This window comes from Caloramator australicus RC3, assembly GCF_000297115.1.
GTDB lineage: Bacteria > Bacillota > Clostridia > Clostridiales > Caloramatoraceae > Caloramator > Caloramator australicus.
In genome coordinates this window covers 1-22777 of record NZ_CAKP01000009.1, presented here as the reverse complement: position 1 = coordinate 22777, position 22777 = coordinate 1, and the positions used below count along the sequence as shown (strand labels likewise).

Sequence of the window (22777 nt, the reverse complement as noted above, 5' to 3'; positions counted from 1 at the left end):
AGAGTTAAGGATGAAGGAACTTGAGTTACTTCTCGATAATTTTTGGATAATAAAAGATGAAGATAAGGAGCTTTTTTATCAAATTAAAGATGCCATTCCTGAATTTAAAAACTTTTTAGCTGAAAAACTTGGATACCATATCATCCAAAATACACAGCTTATTAAACTTGAAAAAATTCCAGGGAAGGCAGAAGCCTGGATGGGAATACAGGAGTTTGATAGTCCTATGGAATATGCTTTTTTATGCCTTCTTTTAATGTTTTTAGAGGACAAGGGCAAAGAGGAGCAGTTTGTTTTATCAAGTATAACAGAGTTTATCGAGGCAAATTATCCAGGTGAAAAGATAGATTGGACCCTATTTAGACATAGAAAAAGCCTTGTTAAAGTGTTGCGTTTTGCAACAAAAATGGGGATGCTTAAGGTGGACGATGGTGATGAATCAAAATTTACAAACGATGCATCAACCGAAGTTCTATACGAAAATACAGGCCTTTCAAGATATTTTACAAGGAGCTTTTCAATGAATATATTAAACTACACTTCATATAAGGACTTTGAAAAGGAAGAGGAATTAGATATAGATAAAGACAAAGGCGTCATAAGGCGCCAAAGAGCCTATAGAAAACTTTTAATGTCGCCTGTCGTCTATAAAGAAGGGGATTTTGATCCTGATTTTGACTACATCAAAAAGCAAAGAAGCTCAATAGAGAACGACCTTGAAAAATATTTAGGCCTAGAGCTTCATGTTCACAAAAATTGTGCAATGGTTGTGCTACCCCAAAACAAAACATATAAAAGCATATTTCCAGATGGGACAACCCTTAATGATATAATACTTCAAATGAATTATATGATAACCAATATGGTTAAAACAGGAAAGCTAAAGCCGGACAACGATGATATAATAACCATTTCAAAGCCTTTTTTTGAAACGATGGTCAAAGAACTAAAGGCCTTAAACTCAGCAGGCTGGAGCAAAGAGTATAGGGAAATGGATTTTGAAAAATTGTATAACGAAATAATACACTTTATGGAGATGCTTAACATGATAAAAGTAAGCGAAAAGGAAATAAAAATTTTACCTCTGTGCGGTAAGGTTGTAGGACGTTATCCCGATGATTTTTATTCAAAGGAAATGGAAAGGGAGGTGGCTTTAGATGAAGCAAAATAGATGGATAATAGAAAGGGCAGGCCTTATAAACTTCTGGTATTACGATGAAGAGGAATTTAATTTTTCTGACGGAAGGCTACTTTTAAGAGGGGCAAACGGCTCTGGAAAATCCGTAACAATGCAAAGCTTTATCCCCCTTTTGCTTGACGGGAACAAGAGCCCCGAAAGGCTTGATCCCTTTGGCTCAAAGGCAAGAAGGATTGAAAACTATCTTTTAGGAGATGAGGGGTCAGAACTCGAAGAAAGGACTTCGTATCTTTATATGGAATTTAAAAAGAAGGAGAGCGGAAATTATATTACAATAGGAATGGGTTTTAAAGCCCAAAGGGGAAAACCCATCCAATCATGGGGCTTTGCCATAACCGATGGAAGAAGGATAGGCCATAATTTTTTCCTTTATAAAGACATCGGAGATAAGGTCCCACTTAGCAAAAAAGAGCTGGAAAATAGAATAGGAGGCGGTGGAAGGGTAGTAGAAGCGCAAAAGGATTACATGAAAATGGTCAACGATCTATTATTCGGCTACGAAGACATCGACGACTACGACGAACTTATAAAACTCTTAGTTCAGCTTCGTTCACCTAAGCTTTCAAAGGAGTTTAGACCTACAGTTATATACGAAATACTTGAAAATTCTCTTCAGCCCCTATCAGACGACGATTTAAGGCCTATGTCAGAGGCCATTGAAAATATGGATAACATAAAAATAAGGCTGGATGAGCTTAAGGAAAGCAAAAAAGCTGCAGAGAAGATAAAGGATGTTTACGATAAATACAACCGCTTTATGCTTCTTGATAAGGCTAAAAATCTAATCAACATATACAATGAATATCAGAAACTTCTAAAAAATAAACAAGAGCTTGAAGGGTCAAAGGAAAACTCAAAAAAAGAATTTGAAACGGCTTCTAAAAATATTGATGAACTTAAAATAAAACAAGCCTTCTATGAAAACAAAAAAAGGCAGCTTGAGGTCCATGACAGCCTCAAAATTAAAGAAAAAATAAAAGAAGTTGAGGACTTTATAGAAAGCCTTAAAAAACAAAAGCATGAAAAGATTTCCCAAGAAGAAACCAAAAGACAAAGGGAAAGACAGCTACAATTTGAGTTAAACAAATTAAAGGATAATAAGGAAATTCTATTAAAAAAGGTAGAGGATATAATCCTTCAAATGGACGATTTATACCTTGAATTTGACTTTGATGAGCAGGTATTTTTAAAGGATGAGCTAAAAAACAATATAGAAGTAGAATACAACTTTAGCTTTGTTAAGGAAAAATTATCGAAACACATAAAAAACTTAGAGGAGGCAAAAGAAGGAATAGAGGAACTTGAAAGGATAAATAAACTTTATGATGAAGCTCTAAAGGTATTAGAAAGGGCAAAGCAGGAAAAAGATTATAAGGAAAAGAAGTTAGATGAAGCAAAGCTTTTATTGGAGGAAATTAAAGAGGAACTTATAGAAAAAATCTACAAATGGCATAAAGAAAACAACGAACTAATATTATCCGATGAAACATTAGTAAAAATTTCACAGGTTATAAATAATTTTAACAAAGACAGCAGCTTTGATGAAGTTATTGTCCTTTTAAGGGATGAGTTTAATAAAGTCGAGTTCCTTTTAAACAGCCAAATTTTAAAATTAAAATTTCAAAAAGAAAGTCTTGAAGAAAAAATTAAAGAGCTTAATGAAAAAATTGCTGAGTGGAAAAACAAAAAAGATCCTGAACCTGAAAGAAAAGAGGCGGTTATAAAAAACAGAGAAAGGTTAAAGAAGGAAAATATCCCCTTTATTCCATTTTATAAAGCAGTGGATTTTGTCGACGGCCTTTCAGAGGAGATAAAATCCTACATAGAATCTGCCCTTTGTGACATGGGAGTTCTTGATGCCCTTATAGTTCCTAAGCAATATAAAGAAAAGATTTTTGAAATGGACAAAGACATGGCAGATAAATATATTTTTCCTTCACCGGCATATCTTATGCATGATTTAACTCAATTTTTAAAGGTTGACAAGATCGATGTTGATGGTATTAAAGAGGAGGATATTGTAAACAGCCTTAAGAGCATAATGATAGATGAAGGAAGTGCAACTTACCTTAACGAAAAGGGAGAATATTCTATAGGAATTTTAAAGGGGAAAACTAACATAACTGAAGGTGTTAAATTCATCGGCTCTTCAGCAAGAAAAAGATATAGAGAGATAATAATCAAGGATCTTGAAGAGCAAAAAAGCCAACTTGAAAGGGAAATCCAAACAATAAAAGAAGAATTAGAAATGATATATCAAAAATTAGAAATATTAAAAAAAGAGCTAAATTCCTTCCCAAGGCCAGATGACTTAAAAATAGCCATAAACACTGTTACAGCCGCAGAATTTGAACTTGAAAAGGCAATAGAGGATATTTCAATAAAAGAAAAGGAAGAAATCAAAATATTTGAAAGGCTCAAGGAAATCAAGCAAAGGGTTTATGAACTTACCAATAAAATAAACCTAAAGGCTGATCTTGATACATTCAAAAGCGCCTTAGAAGCTTCAAGGGAATATAGAGAACTTTTATATGAACTTGAAAATTCCCATAGAAAATTTCTCCAAAACAAAGAAAACTTAAAGGCAGCAGAAGAAAATCTAAAACTCATCCAAGAGGACATTGAAATAATAATATACGATCTTAACAGCATAAAGCTAAAACTAAAGGAGCAGGAGCTCCTATTAGACTCCTTAAAGGAACAGCTAAAAATCTCAAATTATGAAGAAATAAAGAACGAAATAGAGGACTGCATTAAAAACCTTAGGGAAATCCCTTCCCTTATAGAAAAAGAAGTTGAAAAAAGAGCAAAGGAAGAGGAAAGATACACTAAAGCTATAAAGGAATTGGAAGAGATTGATAATAAAATAAAAAGAAAAGAGATATTGTTTAACCTTCATCAAGATGCCTTTAAAGAAGAATATGCATTAGGCTTTATAGAAACTCCAAAGGATGAAGATACAATAAAACTTGCCCAAAGGATCATAAAAGAAATAAAGCAAGAGGATAAACAAAGGGAGGACTATATAAACAGCCTTTATTCCAAATTTAACGAGAACAGCCCCTATCTTAGGGAGTATATTTTGAAGATGGATACTATTTTTGAAAAAAATATCGATACAGAAGATGAAGATATAAAGGAAGCCCTGTTTAAAACAAAGCGTCTTGCAATTAGAGGAAAGGTAAGGGGAAGGGAAGTTGACCTTTATGACCTTTTAGAATTTATAGAAGAAGGGATAAATGAAAACGAAAACCTTTTAAGGGAAAGCGACAGACAGCTCTTTGAGGATATATTGGTAAACAACATAAGCAAAAAAATAAGGTCTAAGATATATCATGCACAGGAATGGGTTAAAAAGATGAATAAACTGATGGAGTCGATGGATACCTCCAGCGGCCTTTCCTTTAGCTTAAGATGGAGTAGTAAAAAAGCCGAGGGAGAAAACCAGCTTGATACTAACGAGCTTGTTGAGTTATTAAGGCAGGAAGGCAGCATAATGAAAATTGAAGATTTAAATAAACTTTCCCAGCATTTTAGAGCAAAAATAAACGAAGCAAGAAGGATCCAAGAAGAACTCGGTAAAGCAAAATCCTTCCACAGCATAATAAAGGAAATTTTAGATTATAGGAAATGGTTTGAGTTTAAACTTTATTATAAACGCTCAGGACAAAATCCAAAGGAGCTAACAAACAATGCCTTTTACCAATTTAGCGGTGGAGAAAAGGCTATGGCGATGTATGTCCCATTATTTTCAGCCGTCTATGCAAGATATGAGGGAGCAAGGATGGACTGCCCAAGGATAATATCCCTTGATGAGGCCTTTGCTGGCGTCGATGAAAGAAATATTAGGGATATGTTTAGGCTCTTAACGGAACTTGAACTTGACTTTATTGTAAACTCACAGATACTTTGGGGAGATTATGACACAGTTCCTTCCCTTTCTATATGCGAACTTATAAGACAAGATAATGCAGACTTTGTTACCGTCATAAGATACCATTGGAACGGTAAAGTTAAGGAACTTGTTTGTTAGGGGGATTTTATGGAAAGGATAAAGCAGGAATGCTTAAAATATTTTAAGTCAAATAAAGGCTATAAAAGGCTGTTTGAAAAAATAAGGGAAAAATATAGAATGCTAGGCTACTTAGGCGGTTCTATAAAACTTGATAATCTAACCCCTGAAGAGCAGGACGCTCTTTCGGGGTTTTTTAAAAGGGATTTTTACAATAAAAAAAGCGCGACGATAAAAATAGAAAACTTTTTAAAAGCATTAGAAAACACAAGATTTAGCGGCGTTGATTTTGAAGGGGTTTTGATGGAGTATTTCGATGAAAAAATAATTTCCAAAAAAGAGGAACAAAATAGGCTTGAGAGGGAAAAGGAAAAATTCTTTTCAGAGATTTTAAGCTGTTTTAGTGGAACTAAAGCTAAGGAGTGGCTTGAATATGTTCTAGATAAAAAGGAAAACGCCTACAAACTAATTATTCAAAAATACGAGAGGGATAAATTAGGTTTAAAAAATTCTTTATTGTTAACAGGTGAGGCGTTAAATAGGTTGAGTTTTGATATAAATAACACCGAAAGGCTTGCGATTTTTTCATCGAATATCAGCAAAAACCCCCATACATTTGATTTTGATAGGGATGAGGGAAAGCTTTTGCTTTATGGGATATCTTATTTTTTAAAGGAAGAATATCCTGAAAATGCTCAAAAAAGAGCAGAACTTTTGTATAGAGCAGGAATAATAGACGATGAGGTGTCAAACTATACGATAGTGAGCGGGCTTTTAGCCTATAAGGATGGGAAGCTCCACGAAGGATGGGAAGGATTTTATAAAAACTCTGAGCCTATGCAGCTATCCTTATATAATCTATCCAAAATCGACAAGATCATTGCACCTGAAAGAGTAGTTTATATATTTGAAAACCCAACTGTGTTTAGTGAAATCTTAGAAAGGACAAAGGGGAAAAAGATAGCTTTGATATGCACCTATGGACAAATAAAGCTTGCAAGTATAATTCTTCTTGACAAGTTAATGGATAACGTTTATAAAATATATTATTCTGGCGATTTTGATCCGGAGGGACTACTCATAGCCGACAAATTAATCCAAAGATATGGCGATAAAATAACCCTTTGGCGATATGGAATTGATGATTATAAAACGATAATCTCAAATAAAAAGATTAGCCCCCAAAGACTAAAAAAGCTTTCTAATTTAAAAACAAAAGAACTCATAGCCCTTGCAGAAGAAATTCAAAAAACAGGCCTTGCCGCCTACCAAGAACTTTTAATCGAAAAGTATCTCAATGATATAGGGACGGTTCGTGAAAACTAATGAACCGTCCCCAAGGAGGTCCAAATAATGAAAAAAGTAATAATATTTGCATCAATTTTTATTGCAATAATTTTAGGCATCACAGCATTTTATATTAACAATATTTTAAATAAAATACAGAATAATAACACAAATATTAAGATTGAAGATAAGACAAATAATAATGAACAAAACGTAGTTAAAAAGGAAAATAACCTTATAAACATTGTCCTATTTGGCATAGATGCAAGAAATTTAAAGTCCCCTTCAAGGTCAGATTCAATTATAATTCTATCCATAAATTCAGAAACAAAAAAAATCAAATTAATCTCTTTAATGAGGGATATGTTTGTTGAGATACCAGGAAAAAATAAAAACAGAATAAATGCAGCCTATGCCTTTGGAGGGCCAGAACTTGCCATTAAAACAATTAACCACAATTTTGACTTAGGCATTTCAAAATATGTAACGATAAACTTTTATGGGTTTGAAAAGGTTATAGATAATATAGGTGGAGTAGAAATCGATGTTAAAAAAGATGAAATAAAATATATTAATTCATATATGAAGGAAACCCAAAATTTATTTGGCGGCGAGTATAAAGAAATAACAAATGAAGGGCTACAACTATTAAATGGTAGACAAGCTCTTGCCTACTCAAGAATAAGATACGTCGGAAATGCTGATTATGAAAGAACAGAAAGACAAAGAAGAGTATTAACTCAAATTTTCAATAAAGTTAAATCACAGGGGACAACAAAAAAAATATCACTTATAAACAGCATTTTGCCATATATTGAAACAAATCTATCAAAAAATGAAATAATAAACTTAGCATATTTAATTACTAACCTTAATGAATACAAAATTGAAGAGCTAAGAATACCTGTTGATAAATCCTTTAAAAGCGAGAGAATTAACGGAATGGCTGTTTTAGTGCCTGACCTTGATGTAAACAAAAATAAAATCCACGAATTTATAGGGACGGTTCATTAAAATTATCACTTTTATAAATAAAAACTTTTAAAACTAATGAACCGTCCCCTAGGAGGTGCAGTATGAACTACAAAGAATACTTCAAAAAAGAAGCACAAAACTTAATATTCATAGAGCTTGAAAGGCCACTAACAATATCCCTAAACAATACAACCATAACATTACCCCAAGGCGACTATCCCATAGACTCAAAATCCCTCATAAACATCGCTCAAAATAAAAACAACCTCACAGCCCAAAACATAATCGACGGCATGATAATGATTCTTGGCTGTGACCCTGACTTTCCCCATGCCGAATTTTACCTTGCAACCCTCAAAAAAATCCCAAACATCGAAAGCTACTTAATACATCAAATAGAAGAAAACAAAAACAATAACCTTAAAAGAGCCATAATCTACATAAACGCCCTTATAAAACTCAACCCCAAAAAAGAATTCCAAATGAACCGTATATATCTTCTTATGGACTACTACCAAAAAACTAACCTAAGCCTTCTTCAAGATGAGATACTCGAAAGCTTAAAAAGCCTCTGTGACCAATACATAGACTTTGCTGCGCCTAACTTTTACCTTGGCGAATACTATCTTGACAAAGACTACGACATGGCAAAGCATTATCTAAGACGCTCTCTAAATGACCAAAGATTTGCTAAAAAAGCCCAAGAATACCTAACAAAAATCGAAGCCATAGAAAGCTACGACAAAGCCGTAGACCTTCTAAAAGAAGGCTACCCTATGGAAGCCCTTAAACTTCTTATTCCCCACATAGAACAAAATCCAAACAACCTTGACGCAAAATACTACGCAGCAGTTGCCTACAGGGAGCTTCAAAACTACCACAAAGCCCTATATTACCTACAAGACCTTTTACAAACCCTTGAAACTGAAGAAGTCTTAAACGAAATAGGCCTAAACCTTGCCTTTTTAGGCTACTTTAACGAAGCAATAGAGTATTTTCAAAGGGCACTAAAACATAGGCCTCAAGATTCAAGCATTATTACCAACATAGGCGTTTGCTATCTTAATCTTAACGATTCTACAAACGCCCAAAAATATTTCCAACTTGCCCTACAAAAGAACCCAAATGACGAAATCGCAAGACAATGGCTTAATAATTTAAATTAAAATTTAATTGAAATTTTTATAAAAAAGTTATATCATATTAATGTATTCATTAAAAGTGCAAAATTCTACCCAACCCCTCTAAAAATTAAAGGAGGCTACATAATGGAACAAGAAATGACACTTGATCTTAGGGATCTTTTAGAAATAATCAAAAAAAGATGGAAAATGATATTTTCGGTAACCACAATATGCATCCTTATAAGTGCCCTTCTTAGTTTTTTTGTTTTACCTCCCATATATGAAGCAAAGGTTAGCATAATCATTGGGAAAGAGGATACAAGCCAGGAAAAAAGAATAGACTATAACGATATTATGATGTATCAAAAGCTTGTAAAAACCTACGCAAGCATAGCAAAATCAAGAACAGTTGTTGAGAAAACAATCCAAAAGCTAAGCAAACAAGTAACCTACGACGAATTTATATCCTCAATTACAGTCACACCACAACCTGACACACAAATAATGGACATAAAGGTTCAAAGTAAGGATCCAAAGGATGCCATGATAACGGCAAACACTTTATCTCAAATTTTCCTCGAAGAGTCGATGCGCATATACCCAACAGGAAGCATTCAAATAATAGACAATGCAGTATTTCCAGACAAGCCTGTTAAACCTAAAAAACTTTTAAACATTGCAATAGCATTTTTCCTTGGAATAATGATATCCCTTGGAGCTACATTTATGCTTGAATACATGGATAACACATTAAAAACCGAAAGCGATGTTGAAAAATATCTTGAACTTCCCGTTATAGGAATAATACCAAAGGAAATAGATGAGTAGGAGGATACTATGAAGCCAATACTACTTAAAAACCCAAAATCGCCAATATCAGAGGCATATAGAACCTTAAGAACAAACGTTCAATTTTCATCCGTAGATAAAAATTTAAAAGTTATCCTTGTTACAAGCTCAGGTCCATCAGAAGGAAAAACAACAACAGCTGTAAATCTTGCCCTATCCTTTGCAGAGCTAAACAAAAAAGTTTTAGTTATAGACTGCGACCTTAGGAAACCTACCGTCCACAAAAGATTTAATCTATCAAACCAAAAAGGCCTTACTAACCTATTTGTTGAGGATATAACCTTTGAAGAAACAGTTCAAAGGATAAATGATAATTTATATGTTTTAACATCTGGTATTTTGCCTCCTAATCCTGCAGAAATGCTATCATCAAGCAAATTTAAAAGCTTTATTGAAAACTTACGTCAATCCTTTGATGTAATAATTCTTGATACACCACCGGTTATTGCAGTAACTGATGCACAGGTTTTATCAACAATTTCAGATGGTGTAATTCTTGTGGTTTCAAGTGGACAAGCAGATAAGGAAGCTGCAAAAAGGGCAAAGGAACTTTTAGAATCAGTAAGAGCTAATATAATAGGAGTTGTTTTAAACAAAGTAGAAATAAACTCAAGAAACAAATACGGCTATTACTATTATTACGGCGAAGCTGAGGGGAAGAAATAATGATAGATTTTCACAGCCACATTATTCCTAAAATCGATGATGGTTCATCATCCTTTGAAGAAACATTAGAAATGCTTAAAATAGCAAAAAATGATGGTGTTGACGCTATAGTTGCAACACCTCATTTTGTTCCTGGAAGATTTGAAAATGAATATAAAGACATTTTAAACCATATAAAAACCTTAAATGAGTATATAAAAAACGAAAACATAAACATAACAATCTACCCATCCCAGGAAGTTTATATCACCCGCTCTACATTAAAATACCTAAATGAAGGCCTTATAGGCACTTTAAACGATACAAGATACATACAAATAGAGCTTCCTTTTTTTGAACTTCCTGATTATACCTTTGATATTATATATGAGCTAAGAATAAAAAATTTAATTCCAATCCTTTGTCATCCCGAAAGATACGCCTTTATTATAAACTCCCTAGAAAATATCAACAAATTCATCGACGAAGGCTGCCTTTTTCAGATAAACTCAGGAAGCATCCTTGGCCATTTCGGAAAGGAAGTTCAAAAAACAGCAAAGATGCTGATCGAAAATAACATAATAGATGTATTAGGCTCAGATGCCCATAATTCAAAAAACAGATTGCCAAAAATAAAAGATGCCTTTGACAAAATAAAGGGAATTGACGAAAAATTGTCCAAAAAAATTTTAGAAAACGAGAGGAAAATTATTGAAAATGTAGAAATAAAATCAAGTGCCCAAAAAATAAACAAAAAAAGGGGCATATTTAGCTTTTTTAAATTAGGGAGGGGTTAAAAATGAAGGTAAGAAAGGCTATTATTCCTGCCGCAGGCCTTGGAACAAGATTTTTACCTGCAACAAAGGCACAGCCAAAGGAGATGCTTCCTATCGTTGATACTCCAACAATCCAATACATAGTTGAAGAAGCAGTAAGCTCCGGAATAGAAGAAATACTTATAATCACCGGTAGAAACAAAAGAGCAATAGAAGATCATTTTGATAAATCCATCGAGCTTGAACTTGAATTAAAATCCAAAAACAAATATGAGATGTTAGAGCTTCTTGATAATATAACCAACATGGCACAAATACATTATATAAGACAAAAGGAGCCTAAGGGACTTGGGCATGCAATACTTTGTGCTAAAACATTTGTAGGAAACGAACCCTTTGCTGTTCTTTTAGGGGATGATATAGTAGACAGCAAGGTTCCATGCCTTAAGCAGATGATCGATGTATTTAACATGTATAAAACCACCATTTTAGGTGTTCAAGAGGTTGATAGAAGCGATGTTAACAAATACGGGATTGTAAGCGGCGTTAAGATAGATGAAAGGCTATATAAAGTTTCAGACCTTGTAGAAAAGCCAAGCGTAGAAGAGGCACCAAGCAACATCGCCATCCTTGGAAGATATATTATAACCCCAGAAATATTCAATATCCTTGAAAACACAAAGCCAGGCAAAAACGGAGAAATACAATTAACCGACGCCCTAAAGGAGCTTCTAAAAAAGGAAGCTATGTATGCCTATAACTTCGAAGGCAAAAGATACGACGTAGGTGATAAATTAGGATTTTTGCAGGCAACGGTAGAGTTTGCATTAAAAAGATTCGACATTAGGGATGAATTTATGTCATATTTACAAGAAGTAGTGGCAACACGCGTCGAAGATTAGTATAAATTGTAAACAAATTGTAAAAACTCAACCAACCCCAAGAAAACAAAAGAAAATACGAAAAAAAATACATTTAATTTAAAAAAATTAGAAAATTTAGCCTTGGATAACCTAATACTTGATTATTTATAATTATAAATGCACTTACTATTTTGATTGGGGTTGGGATTAATGGAACTTATTACCTTTAAAAAACCAAAATCGCCTATTTCAGAGGCCTATAAAACTTTAAGAACTAACATCCTCTTTTCTTCTTTGGATAACAAAGTTAAAACAATAGTTGTAACAAGCTCAGGGCCAGGCGAAGGAAAAACAACAATAGCATCAAACCTTGCCGTTACATTTGCGCAAAATGGCAATAAGACGTTAATACTTGACTGCGACTTAAGAAAAAGCAAGCTACACAGAATATTTAACCTTTCAAACCAAGTAGGTCTTTCTAACATCCTCATAGGTGAGACAAGCTTTATGGAAGAAAACTTTAAAACCGAAGTTGAAAACCTTTATGTTATCCCAGCAGGCACAAGACCACCAAATCCAGCAGAGCTTCTCTCATCTGAAAAGATGGAAATTTTCTTAGAAAATCTAAAACAAACCTATGACACAATCATCATCGACACACCACCGGTGTTAATGGTTACAGACGCACAAATACTTTCAAAGTATTCAGATGGAGTAATCCTTGTTGTTTCCTCAGGCGAAGCTGACAAACATGCAGCCCAAAGAGCAAAGGAACTTCTTGAAAAGGTTAATGCAAAAATACTCGGAGCTGTCCTAAACAAGCTAGACACCACCAAAAAAGGCTACTATGGTTACTACTACTATTACTACTACGGCAGCGACGGACAAAAACATAATCAGACGAAAAAGAGAAGGTTTTTCAGTAGGTGATAAAGATGAAAGTTTTAGTTACAGGAGGAGGGGTATATCGGCTCGCATATAGTTTATTAGCTTACTGAAAATGGATAAGAAATAGTTATAACAGATAATCCAAATTATAAGCAGGTGAAGCCATGAAAAAAATAAATATTATAAAAACATTTGGATATATCCTAATTGATTTTTTACTGATCAACGCTTCCTTTATTTTAACCGATATTTTATTAAATACTACAAGATATAAAAAATATACAGAAAGCTATTTGATGATATCAATCATTTTTCTAATATCATTTGTTCTTTTTAAAATATATAAAAATGTTTGGCATTATGCAAGTATCGATGAATTTTTAAAAGGAATTATAGCCAATATTACAGCTTATATATTTTCAAATATGTATTTATATTTTTTCAATCCACGAATTCATTGGAAGGTATTTATCATAAATACTATTTTTATTGTAATGTTTACATTAGGCTTTAAACTTAGCTTTAGAATTATTAAACAAGTTGAGTCTAAATATATAAAATCAAAAATCAAATATAAAGAAAATGTTCTAATAGTAGGGGCAGGTTCAGCAGGAACCTTATTATTAAGAGAAATAAAGCAAAACTTATTCTTAAACTATAACATAATTGGATTTATTGATGATGACAGAAGAAAAATAGGCCACTACATTGCAGGTGTAAAGGTCTTAGGAGATAGAAATTCTATTCCAAATATTGTTGAATTAAAAAAAATAGATTTAATAATTATTGCAATACCATCATTAAATAATAAAAACAAAGTAGAACTTATAAACATCTGCAAAAATACAGGTTGCAAAGTAAAAATACTTCCTGATTTTGAAGAAATGATTAGGGATGATAAGGCTTTATTAAAGAATTTAAGGGATATTAAAATTGAAGATCTTTTAAGAAGAGATCCAATAAACCTAGACTTAAAGGGAATCGAAGAATACATAACTAACAAAAAAGTTTTAGTAACCGGTGGGGGAGGCTCGATAGGTTCAGAACTTTGTAGACAAATATCAAAATTTAATCCTTTAGAGCTTATTATACTTGATATAAACGAAAATGCTGTATATGAACTTGAGCATGAATTAAAATTTAAATATCCAAACCTAAACATAAAAGTAATTATAGCATCAATCAGAGATAAAAATAGACTTGATAAAATATTTAATAGTTTAAGACCAGACATTGTTTTTCATGCAGCAGCACATAAACACGTTCCACTCATGGAAAACAATCCAGCAGAAGCAGTTAAAAATAACATTTTCGGAACCTTAAATCTTGTTGAATGTTCAGACAAATATAAAGTTGAAAAATTTGTTATGATTTCAACTGATAAAGCAGTAAACCCGACAAACATAATGGGTGCAACAAAAAGAGTTTGCGAAATGATAGTCCAAGCCTATGACAAAAAATCAGAAACAGAATTTGTAGCCGTAAGATTCGGAAATGTCCTTGGAAGTAATGGGTCTGTTATTCCATTATTTATGAAACAAATAAAAAATGGTGGACCAGTAACGGTAACCCATAAGGATATAACGCGTTACTTTATGACCATACCAGAAGCTTGCCAATTAGTTATGCAGGCGGCATCCTTTGCAAAGGGTGGGGAAATATTCGTTCTTGATATGGGAGAGCCTGTAAAAATTTACGATCTTGCCTGTGACCTTATAAGACTTTCAGGCTATGAACCAAATAAGGATATCGAAATAAAAATAACAGGTCTAAGACCTGGAGAAAAACTCTATGAAGAGCTATCCTTAGCTGAAGAAGGCTTAACAAAAACCAAAAACAACAAAATTTTTGTAGCTAAACCACTTGAAATAGATTACAACCAACTAAAACAAAAACTCGATGAGCTTCATTTGGCAGCACAATATGACGATGCAGCATTTATAAGAAATCAACTTAGAGAAATAGTAACAACATACAAAAGTTATTTAGAAGTTGCCGTAGATTGTTAGAGAGTTTGATTAATTTTATATAATTGAAGGGAGTATGATTTATGCATATACCGTTTTCGCCTCCAGATATAACAGAATTAGAAATAAACGAAGTTATTGAAACATTAAAATCGGGTTGGATAACAACGGGTCCAAAAACAAAATTATTTGAAAAAAAAATAGCAGAGTATTGCAATACATCAAAGGCTGTTTGTTTGAATTCAGCAACAGCAGCTATGGAAATGACATTAAGGTTATTAGGTATAGGACCTGGAGATGAAATTATTACATCTGCTTATACTTATACTGCATCTGCAAGCGTTATACATCATGTTGGAGCAAAAATAATTTTAGTTGATACTGCAAAAGATTCTTTCCATATTGATTATGAGAAAATTGAAAAAGCAATTACTGAAAAAACAAAAGCTATTATTCCAGTTGATATTGCAGGGGTAATGTGTGATTATGATAAAATTTTTGAAATAGTAGAAAGAAAGAGAAATTTATTTAAATCATCAAATAAAATTCAAGAAGCTATAGGAAGAATTGTAGTTATAGCTGATGCAGCTCATTCATTTGGAGCGACTTATAAAGGTAGAAAAAGTGGAGAAGTAGCTGATTTTACTTGTTTTTCATTCCATGCAGTAAAAAATTTAACAACTGCAGAAGGTGGAGCAGTAACATGGAAAGATATTAAAGGTATAGATAACGAAGAAATTTATAAACAATTTATGCTATTATCTCTTCATGGACAATCAAAGGATGCGTTAGCTAAAACAAAACTTGGTTCATGGGAATATGATATTCTTTATCCTGCTTATAAATGCAATATGACTGATATTATGGCATCAATAGGTCTTGCACAACTTAGAAGATATCCAGAAATTTTAGAAAGAAGACGACAAATTATAGAAATGTATGACAAAGCACTACTAGGGGAAAATATTGTTTCATTAAAACATTTTGATAAAGATTATACATCAAGTGGACATCTTTATCTTATAAGGCTTATAGGTAAAAATGAAGCATATCGAAATAAAGTTATAGAAAAAATGGCTGAAAAAGGAATAGCAACAAATGTTCATTTTAAGCCATTACCATTACATACAGCATATAAGAATTTAGGATTTAAAATAAAAGATTATCCAAATGCGTATGAAATGTATAAAAATGAGATTACTTTACCTCTTCATACTCTACTAACTGATGATGAGGTGAATTATATTGTCAATTCATTAGCGGAAATCTTAAATGAAGAAGACAATATGAAACTATATGAATTTGAAGAATGTGCATATGCAATGGAATAAAGAAAATTATTTTGGAGGGTATCTAATGTATTCAAAATATATAAAAAGAATTTTTGACATATTATTTGCTATAATTTTATTACCTCCTGTTCTATTTGTAATAATTTTATTTGGATTTCTAATTAAATTAGAAGATCGGGGACCTGTATTTTATTGTGGTAAAAGGTTAGGAAAGAATGGGAAAGTTTTTAAAATGTTCAAGTTAAGAACAATGAAAGTAAATGCACCAGACATAAGAAATCCGGATGGATCAACTTATAATTCGATAGACGATCCTAGACTAACAAGAATTGGAAAATTCCTAAGAAAAACAAGTTTGGATGAATTACCACAGATATTTAATATTTTAAAAGGCGATATGAGTTTTATAGGACCAAGACCTGATTTACCAGACCATATATATTATTATGAAGGAGATGAAATTAAAAAACTTGATGTTCTTCCGGGTATTACTGGATATAATCAAGCATATCATAGAAATTCTGTTGAGTGGAAGAAAAGATTAGAAAATGATGTTTATTATATTAATAATATAAGTTTTATATTAGATCTAAAAATATTAATAAGAACAATAATAATTATTCTTTTAAGACGAGGTGTATTTAATGAAACAACCCATACAAAATCAATCAAAATTAATGCTACAGAATAAATTTGAATTTAAAATTTTAGAATGGGATACAAATTATTTTGGAATAAAAAGTGCTAGAGTAACTTTAAAAGAAGAAATTAATAGAAATGATTGGATTAAAATAAGAAATTTTATTGTAGAAAATGATTTTGTTGTTATAGATAATATTAATAATAATCCTACTAATAACCTTTTTATCTCTAATCTCTTAGGAGCATTTTTAACAGATATAAATTTTCAATTTGAAAAAAAATTAAATAAAGAATTAAATAAATTTTATAATTTTGATGAAAAAATAGTTATTAAAAACAATTTAGAGTATAAAAAAGATATTGTAGATATAAGCAGAAAGTCATATAAATTCTCTAGGTTTTTTAATGATCCATTTTTAAATAAAGAAAAGGCAAAAAATATTTATTGCCATTGGGTAGAATCATCTTTCTTAAAAGATGATAAATATTTCCTTTATTATTTAGAAAATAATGAAATATTAGGTTATATTCTCTTTAAATTAGACGAATTGAATAAAAAAGCAATAATTGAATTAATATCTGTAAAAGTAAATCATATTGGTATGAATATAGGAACAAAAATGATTAACGAATTAGAAAAATATTTAATAACCCACCATAAATATATTGATATACTTCAAGTAGGAACTCAAAGTAATAATACAAAAGCAATAAACTTTTACGTAAAAAATGGTTTCAAAGTTAAAGAACTGCGATCAGTATATCATTATTGGCCGAATTTTATTTTGAATAATATTGAGAGAGTTGTAAATGATGAGGTAGCTATAACAAATAAATAATCTTAATATCTTTATATAAAGGGAGAATTGTGATATGGCAAAAGTTTTAGTTACAGTTCATTTAGGACGACATTTTAGAATTTTTGGTCACTATGATTATAAAGTATTACTTGATATGGGACATGAGGTTCATATTGCTGCAAATTTCAATGATACAATTGATAAATTTGATGATAAACGAGTCATAAAACATCAAATTGATTTTGATAGGAATCCATTTAGTTTAGCCAATATAAAAGCTTACAGGCAACTTAAAGAATTGTTTAAAAGATATAGATTTGATCTTATACATACACAATCACCTAGTGGAGGAGCTGTTACAAGATTAGCTGCAATTGAAGAACGTAAAAAAGGGACAAAAGTGATTTATACTGCGCATGGATTTCATTTTTATAAAGGTGCTTCATTAAAAAATTGGATACTATATTATAACATAGAAAAATTTTTAGGATGCTTTACAGATTGTGTAATTACTATAAATAAAGAGGATTATGATTTTGCAAAAAAGAACTTTAAAGAAAATAAAGTTAAATATATACCAGGTGTGGGTATTGATTTAAATAAATTTATACCTCAAAACATTGAAAACAAAATTAAACTTAGAAAACAATATGGATATGATGAAAATGATTTTATATTAATTTATGTTGCTGAAATGAGCTATAGAAAACATCAAGATTTACTTATAAATGTAACTAATTTATTAAAGACGAAAATTCCTAATTTGAAATTATTATTAGTAGGCAAAGGTAAGTTATTAGAGAAATATAAGGAACAAACTAAAAAATTAAATTTAGAAAAATATATTCATTTCTTAGGATATCGAAAAGATGTTCCAGATCTTATGACTATTGCTGATGTGGCTGTTTCATCTTCAAGACAAGAAGGTTTGCCTGTAAATATTATGGAAGCTATGGCAACAGGATTGCCATTAGTTGTAACTAATTGTCGAGGAAATCGTGATTTAATTACAAATGGTGAAAATGGATATGTAGTTGGAATAGATGATGTAGGTGAATTTGCAAATGCAATTGAAAAAATATATAAAGAAGATGAATTAAGAAGAAAATTTGGTAAAAAAAATTTGGAAAATATTAAAATGTATTCTATCGAAAATGTAAAAAAGGAAATGGAGCGAATATATAATTCCTATATTTAAATGTAAAATTGGTGTTAGTATATTAGTGTAGACACAAAAAGCCGAACACCTTAAAATATAAGAAGGGAAGGAAGTGTCTACAATGGCAAAAGGGCAAAAGTATTATACAGAAGAATTTAGAAAGACAATTATAGAGCTCTATAACTCTGGTAAGAGTTTGGCAGAACTTAACAGCGAATATGGCATATCAAAATCAACAATTAATGGATGGATTAAGAAAGCTAAACCAATAACTGTGGATAAAGATACAACTATAACGTCAGTAGAGTATCAAGCAATGTTAAAGAAGATGGCAAGGCTTGAGGAGGAAAATGAAATATTAAAAAAAGCCATGGCCATATTCGCAAAGAAGTAACCTCTATTTTTGAGTTTATCAATGATCATAAAGAAGAGCATGATATCAAGCTAATGTGTGAAGTCTTAAAGGTTTCAAGAAGCTCTTTTTATAAGTATCTAAACAAAACCGAAAGCAAAAGAAGCATATAAAACAAGATGTATGAGGAAGAAATATTGAAGATTTATAAAGATAGTAAAGGTCGTTATGGTGCTCCCAAAATACATAAAGTGCTTCGTGAAGAAAGAGGACATGCCATAAGCATCAAGAGAGTCCAAAGGATTATGAAAAAACTAAATATAAAGTCCATAATTATCAAAAAATTCAGACCTCTCTCTTCCAAAAGCAAAATAGAAGCTAAAAAAAACATTTTGAAAAGAGATTTTTCAACAACTACAATAAATGAAAAATGGGTTACTGATATAACTTATATTTATACACTCAAAGACGGATGGTGCTATCTTGCTTCAGTTTTGGATCTTCATACAAAGAAAATTATTGGCTATGCTTTTTCAAAGACTATGGATACAGAACTAGCTATAAAGGCTGTAGAAAATGCCTACATAACTCAAAAACCAAAGAATACTGTTATACTCCATAGTGATTTAGGCTCACAGTATACAAGCTCTAAATTTGATGATTATCTTAATGAACATAATATAGTTCATTCCTTCAGCGGCAAGGTTTGCCCCTATGACAATGCTTGTATAGAATCCTTTCATGCTACACTAAAAAAGGAAGAAGTAAACTTAGCTACATACTATGACTTTGATGCTGCAAGGATAGCTATATTGGAATACATAGAATCTTGGTACAATAGAAAAAGGCTTCATAGCAGTATCGGTTATATGACTCCTCAGCAGCTTGAAGATGCTTTAAGAATAACTGCATAAAAATTTGAGTTTTAGTGTCTACTATATTGACATAAATCCAAATATTTTTTATAAAAATAATTTAACAAAATTTATAATACAAGTAATTTTGATAAAATATAATTTTACAGTTGTAAATTATGCTAATATATAACAGATAAACAATAATAAGTAAATTATTCTATCATAACTTATAAAAAATTACAATAGTCATATAAAATTTGTTTTTATAGTGAAGTAGTAGCAGTTCAGTAATTGATACAAGAGAATAAAAAATTCGTGTAAATGTTTAACAAAATCAGCTTTGAATATGCTGAATTGAGAAGCATTAGGAACTCTTGAATAATCACATAAGTTTCATAATTCTTTTGATAAATGAATGATGCTTATAAGAAGTCTAGTTTCAGGAATAGATAACAATTTTTGAATAATTAAGGCACATAACATTAAAGTGAGCTTAAAATCTCGTGGATGACCAGTGCTAGAATAATATGTATTGTAAAAAGACTGAGGTATATAATTTTCAAGATTAATAAATTCTTCGAATAATTTGATTAACTTAGGTTTATTTTTAATAATATAATTTTCAATATCTGAGTAGATATCGAAAAAATAATTTGTTTTACTTTTGTTTGTATGGAATTTTTCCACCTTTCTAGTGATTTTGGTTTCAATAAATAAATTCTACAAAGTGTTAGGGAATTCCTGCTAATAAATATTTGCAGAACCCTTGAATTTCAACAATTTCAGAGTTCTGCAAGAAACTATATAAGATGACTCAAAGGGGGATGAAATTCAAATATCATACAACTTAACATAATTGGGAAAATTAATCGGAGGTAGAATATTAATGGAAAAAAATAAAAAGAAGCGCATTATATGTTTTTTCCCAACATCTAAAAGATATTATGGGATGGGTGGAGCAGAAAGAAGGATACCATACATCTTCTCAAATTTAGATAATACTAAATTTGATGTAACTATACTTTTTCAAGTATACGATGGACAATCAGAGAAAATATTAAAAGATATAAAAAAATATATAAATAGTAATACTAAAATCGTTTTTATTAAAGGATACTTAAAAATACTTATATATTTGATAAAACAAAAGTTTGATTGGGTTTGTTATACTGATTGTATTATAAGGTCAACAGTTGTAATTATAGGAGCAATTTTAAGTGGAAGTTATAGATTGATGATGAGTGTTACGACAACTAACTCAAAATTAATATTTAAAAGTAGAATAGAAAAAATGCTATTTAAGGTGAATGTATTACTTTCTAACCAAATAGATTGCTTATATCCTTCAAGCATTAATATACTTAAGAAAGCGTTTCCACAAAAAAAAATTTCACTTACCCCTTGTACTCTATCAAATATGCAAGAATGCATTCCGAGCACTAAAAAAAGAAATTATATAGTATTTGCTGGCCGATTAGTTGATGGTAAAGGTATAGAATTGTTTGTTGATGCTATTTTTGCAATAAAAGAAGTTATAAGAAAAAATGAATATTTGTGTGTGATCTGTGGAGATGGTCCACTTAAAAGTATAATAGAAGCTAAAGTCCAAAATTATAATATTACTGATATAGTTAAAGTTAAAGGCTATACTAATGTACGAAAAATTTTATCAGAAGCTAAAATTTTTTGTTCATTACAGAATGTTAATAACTATCCATCTCAAAGTTTACTAGAAGCTATAGCATGTGGCTGCTATTGTATAGCAACTAATGTAGGCGATACAGAAAATATAATTGATCCATCATTTGGGGAATTGATTGATGCTGATAAAAAAAGTTTAGCAAATGCATTATTAACAGCAATTTCCTTTGAGAACGATAAGTGGGAAGATATATCTAAAAAAGCAAGTAAGTATGCAATTTCAAACTTTGATTTGAAGAACGCAGTAAATCATTTTGAAGAATTGTTCCAAAAATAAATATTTCATAAATTAAGATTAATCTTTTTTAATAATATTTATAAAGGGGATAAATTATTATGATTAAAACAAGAAAAATATGTAAAATTAATTTTTTAGATATAACATTAAGTGCAACAGTAATTCTTATGTTTACTGGAACTGAAATAAAAATACAAAATATTCCTTTGTTTTTCATAACATGGAGTCTATCAATTATTAGTTCATTTTATAAATTGTTTTTCTTTAATAAGGTAAAAAAGAGAGAATATACCTTTTATTATATTGAAATATTTATATTTTTAGTAATCTGGATGTTTTATGCAATTATTCTATATTTAATTAATGAAAAAAGTAATGTTGAAAAAATGTATTTATTAAATATTATATTAAATATTACAATATTTCAAATGATTCTAATTGCTATTGATAAAAAAAAATTAAAATATATACAAGAGCTTGTATAGTGGGTTTAATTATAAATCTAACCATAGCGTCATGGGAAATATATACTGGGAAACATATTATGAATTTATCCATTGATTATCAAAGAATGTTTTTAAATGTACCTCTTGGATTTTTTCCTAATGCCAATGATTTAAGTACAGTAGTATTTGTTAGCAATTTCCCATTATTTATAGAGTATTTTGAAAGCAAATCAATTAATTGGAAAGTATGCTTAATATCTATTTTTGTCTACAGTATTTATATTGTTTTAAAAGTAGATTCTCGTGGAGCACTTTTAGGTTTTGTATTTTTTGCTAGTTCATTTTTTATTTTTAATTTTATTATTAGAGATGAGCATAATTGATTAAAAAACAAATTATTTATGTTAAATTGTTCTAACTTTTATGAAGTGAAGCTCAATTATTTTAAATTAAACTTAAATTAACACCAAAAAAAGCAAAAAAAGGGTAGACTACTCCCTTGGTAAAATTGATGTTCAAAAAAAATTTAATTTAATTTTAATATAATTTATTTAGGCTGTTCTTCTAAATCCCGATAGGGATTTGTATTTATCAACGCAGCCAGATTTTATGGCAGCAATTGCAACAGTTAAAAGGCAAATGTGACCGATTGTATTCAAATTAGTAACGGAGTTAATATTTCTAACATAAGCTTGTTCTGTATTGA

18 protein-coding genes and 1 pseudogene are annotated in these 22777 nt (G+C 30.8%); all 19 read left to right on the top strand.

Going from position 1 to position 22777, the window contains the following annotated elements:
* The first annotated feature begins 10 nt into the window (after window positions 1-10).
* The 19 genes and pseudogenes from CAAU_RS01230 to CAAU_RS15040 all read left to right on the top strand — a co-directional run bounded on the left by CAAU_RS01230 (window position 11) and on the right by CAAU_RS15040 (window position 22454).
* A complete protein-coding gene (locus CAAU_RS01230) occupies window positions 11-1171 on the top strand; it encodes a TIGR02678 family protein (protein ID WP_008907616.1) in 1161 nt (386 codons plus the stop codon).
* On the top strand, window positions 1158-5231 hold the full coding sequence (locus CAAU_RS01225) for a TIGR02680 family protein (protein ID WP_008907615.1): 4074 nt from the start codon (window positions 1158-1160) through the stop codon (window positions 5229-5231). The genes CAAU_RS01230 and CAAU_RS01225 overlap by 14 nt, the downstream gene beginning before the upstream one ends.
* 9 nt (window positions 5232-5240) lie before the next feature.
* Window positions 5241-6536, top strand: coding sequence for a TIGR02679 family protein (locus CAAU_RS01220; protein ID WP_008907614.1), 1296 nt, complete (start codon window positions 5241-5243; stop codon window positions 6534-6536).
* Window positions 6537-6563: 27 nt separating this feature from the next.
* A complete protein-coding gene (locus CAAU_RS01215) occupies window positions 6564-7511 on the top strand; it encodes an LCP family protein (protein ID WP_008907613.1) in 948 nt (315 codons plus the stop codon).
* A gap of 62 nt (window positions 7512-7573) precedes the next feature.
* Entirely contained in the window at window positions 7574-8638 is a 1065-nt protein-coding gene (locus CAAU_RS01210; protein ID WP_008907612.1) for a tetratricopeptide repeat protein, read from the top strand.
* Window positions 8639-8740: 102 nt separating this feature from the next.
* Window positions 8741-9424 carry a YveK family protein gene (locus tag CAAU_RS01205; protein WP_008907611.1) on the top strand — a complete coding sequence of 228 codons (684 nt, stop codon included), beginning with the start codon at window positions 8741-8743 and terminating at the stop codon, window positions 9422-9424.
* A 9-nt stretch (window positions 9425-9433) separates the two neighbouring features.
* On the top strand, window positions 9434-10111 hold the full coding sequence (locus tag CAAU_RS01200) for a CpsD/CapB family tyrosine-protein kinase (protein WP_008907610.1): 678 nt from the start codon (window positions 9434-9436) through the stop codon (window positions 10109-10111).
* A complete protein-coding gene (locus CAAU_RS01195) occupies window positions 10111-10887 on the top strand; it encodes a tyrosine-protein phosphatase (protein ID WP_008907609.1) in 777 nt (258 codons plus the stop codon). The genes CAAU_RS01200 and CAAU_RS01195 overlap by 1 nt, the downstream gene beginning before the upstream one ends.
* A gap of 2 nt (window positions 10888-10889) precedes the next feature.
* Entirely contained in the window at window positions 10890-11768 is an 879-nt protein-coding gene (gene galU, locus CAAU_RS01190; RefSeq protein WP_008907608.1) for a UTP--glucose-1-phosphate uridylyltransferase GalU, read from the top strand.
* Between the two features lie 171 nt (window positions 11769-11939).
* Window positions 11940-12659, top strand: a complete 720-nt coding sequence (locus CAAU_RS01185) for a CpsD/CapB family tyrosine-protein kinase (protein WP_008907607.1) — start codon at window positions 11940-11942, stop codon at window positions 12657-12659.
* Between the two features lie 122 nt (window positions 12660-12781).
* Window positions 12782-14626 (top strand): polysaccharide biosynthesis protein, encoded by a 1845-nt coding sequence (locus tag CAAU_RS01180; protein ID WP_008907606.1) that lies wholly within the window; start codon window positions 12782-12784, stop codon window positions 14624-14626.
* Window positions 14627-14667: 41 nt separating this feature from the next.
* A complete protein-coding gene (locus tag CAAU_RS01175) occupies window positions 14668-15915 on the top strand; it encodes a DegT/DnrJ/EryC1/StrS family aminotransferase (RefSeq protein WP_008907605.1) in 1248 nt (415 codons plus the stop codon).
* A gap of 25 nt (window positions 15916-15940) precedes the next feature.
* Window positions 15941-16567 carry a sugar transferase gene (locus CAAU_RS01170; protein ID WP_008907604.1) on the top strand — a complete coding sequence of 209 codons (627 nt, stop codon included), beginning with the start codon at window positions 15941-15943 and terminating at the stop codon, window positions 16565-16567.
* Complete coding sequence (locus CAAU_RS01165) at window positions 16521-17357, top strand: GNAT family N-acetyltransferase (RefSeq protein WP_051004355.1); 837 nt, start codon at window positions 16521-16523, stop codon at window positions 17355-17357. Before CAAU_RS01170 ends, CAAU_RS01165 begins: the two co-directional genes overlap by 47 nt.
* A gap of 34 nt (window positions 17358-17391) precedes the next feature.
* On the top strand, window positions 17392-18516 hold the full coding sequence (locus CAAU_RS01160; protein WP_008907602.1) for a glycosyltransferase family 4 protein: 1125 nt from the start codon (window positions 17392-17394) through the stop codon (window positions 18514-18516).
* Window positions 18517-18598: 82 nt separating this feature from the next.
* Window positions 18599-19743: pseudogene (locus tag CAAU_RS14460) on the top strand (IS3 family transposase).
* An 829-nt stretch (window positions 19744-20572) separates the two neighbouring features.
* A complete protein-coding gene (locus CAAU_RS01145; RefSeq protein ID WP_008907599.1) occupies window positions 20573-21664 on the top strand; it encodes a glycosyltransferase in 1092 nt (363 codons plus the stop codon).
* Between the two features lie 59 nt (window positions 21665-21723).
* Window positions 21724-22110, top strand: coding sequence for a hypothetical protein (locus CAAU_RS01140; RefSeq protein WP_008907598.1), 387 nt, complete (start codon window positions 21724-21726; stop codon window positions 22108-22110).
* A gap of 59 nt (window positions 22111-22169) precedes the next feature.
* The gene (locus tag CAAU_RS15040; protein WP_156792011.1) at window positions 22170-22454 is read left to right on the top strand and encodes a hypothetical protein; all 285 of its coding nucleotides are present in this window, start codon (window positions 22170-22172) and stop codon (window positions 22452-22454) included.
* The last annotated feature ends 323 nt before the right edge of the window (window positions 22455-22777 follow it).

What these genes read in the sequence shown, in the direction of transcription:
- CAAU_RS01205 (WP_008907611.1), top strand. Translation starts at nt 8,741, where the DNA reads ATGGAACAAGAAATGACACTTGATCTTAGGGATCTTTTAGAAATAATC.
- CAAU_RS01210 (WP_008907612.1), top strand. Translation starts at nt 7,574, where the DNA reads ATGAACTACAAAGAATACTTCAAAAAAGAAGCACAAAACTTAATATTC.
- galU (WP_008907608.1), top strand. Translation starts at nt 10,890, where the DNA reads ATGAAGGTAAGAAAGGCTATTATTCCTGCCGCAGGCCTTGGAACAAGA.
- CAAU_RS01200 (WP_008907610.1), top strand. Translation starts at nt 9,434, where the DNA reads ATGAAGCCAATACTACTTAAAAACCCAAAATCGCCAATATCAGAGGCA.
- CAAU_RS01175 (WP_008907605.1), top strand. Translation starts at nt 14,668, where the DNA reads ATGCATATACCGTTTTCGCCTCCAGATATAACAGAATTAGAAATAAAC.
- CAAU_RS01195 (WP_008907609.1), top strand. Translation starts at nt 10,111, where the DNA reads ATGATAGATTTTCACAGCCACATTATTCCTAAAATCGATGATGGTTCA.
- CAAU_RS01140 (WP_008907598.1), top strand. Translation starts at nt 21,724, where the DNA reads ATGATTAAAACAAGAAAAATATGTAAAATTAATTTTTTAGATATAACA.
- CAAU_RS01220 (WP_008907614.1), top strand. Translation starts at nt 5,241, where the DNA reads ATGGAAAGGATAAAGCAGGAATGCTTAAAATATTTTAAGTCAAATAAA.
- CAAU_RS01180 (WP_008907606.1), top strand. Translation starts at nt 12,782, where the DNA reads ATGAAAAAAATAAATATTATAAAAACATTTGGATATATCCTAATTGAT.
- CAAU_RS01215 (WP_008907613.1), top strand. Translation starts at nt 6,564, where the DNA reads ATGAAAAAAGTAATAATATTTGCATCAATTTTTATTGCAATAATTTTA.
- CAAU_RS01145 (WP_008907599.1), top strand. Translation starts at nt 20,573, where the DNA reads ATGGAAAAAAATAAAAAGAAGCGCATTATATGTTTTTTCCCAACATCT.
- CAAU_RS01230 (WP_008907616.1), top strand. Translation starts at nt 11, where the DNA reads ATGAAGGAACTTGAGTTACTTCTCGATAATTTTTGGATAATAAAAGAT.
- CAAU_RS01170 (WP_008907604.1), top strand. Translation starts at nt 15,941, where the DNA reads ATGTATTCAAAATATATAAAAAGAATTTTTGACATATTATTTGCTATA.
- CAAU_RS01165 (WP_051004355.1), top strand. Translation starts at nt 16,521, where the DNA reads ATGAAACAACCCATACAAAATCAATCAAAATTAATGCTACAGAATAAA.
- CAAU_RS01225 (WP_008907615.1), top strand. Translation starts at nt 1,158, where the DNA reads ATGAAGCAAAATAGATGGATAATAGAAAGGGCAGGCCTTATAAACTTC.
- CAAU_RS15040 (WP_156792011.1), top strand. Translation starts at nt 22,170, where the DNA reads ATGAATTTATCCATTGATTATCAAAGAATGTTTTTAAATGTACCTCTT.
- CAAU_RS01160 (WP_008907602.1), top strand. Translation starts at nt 17,392, where the DNA reads ATGGCAAAAGTTTTAGTTACAGTTCATTTAGGACGACATTTTAGAATT.
- CAAU_RS01185 (WP_008907607.1), top strand. Translation starts at nt 11,940, where the DNA reads ATGGAACTTATTACCTTTAAAAAACCAAAATCGCCTATTTCAGAGGCC.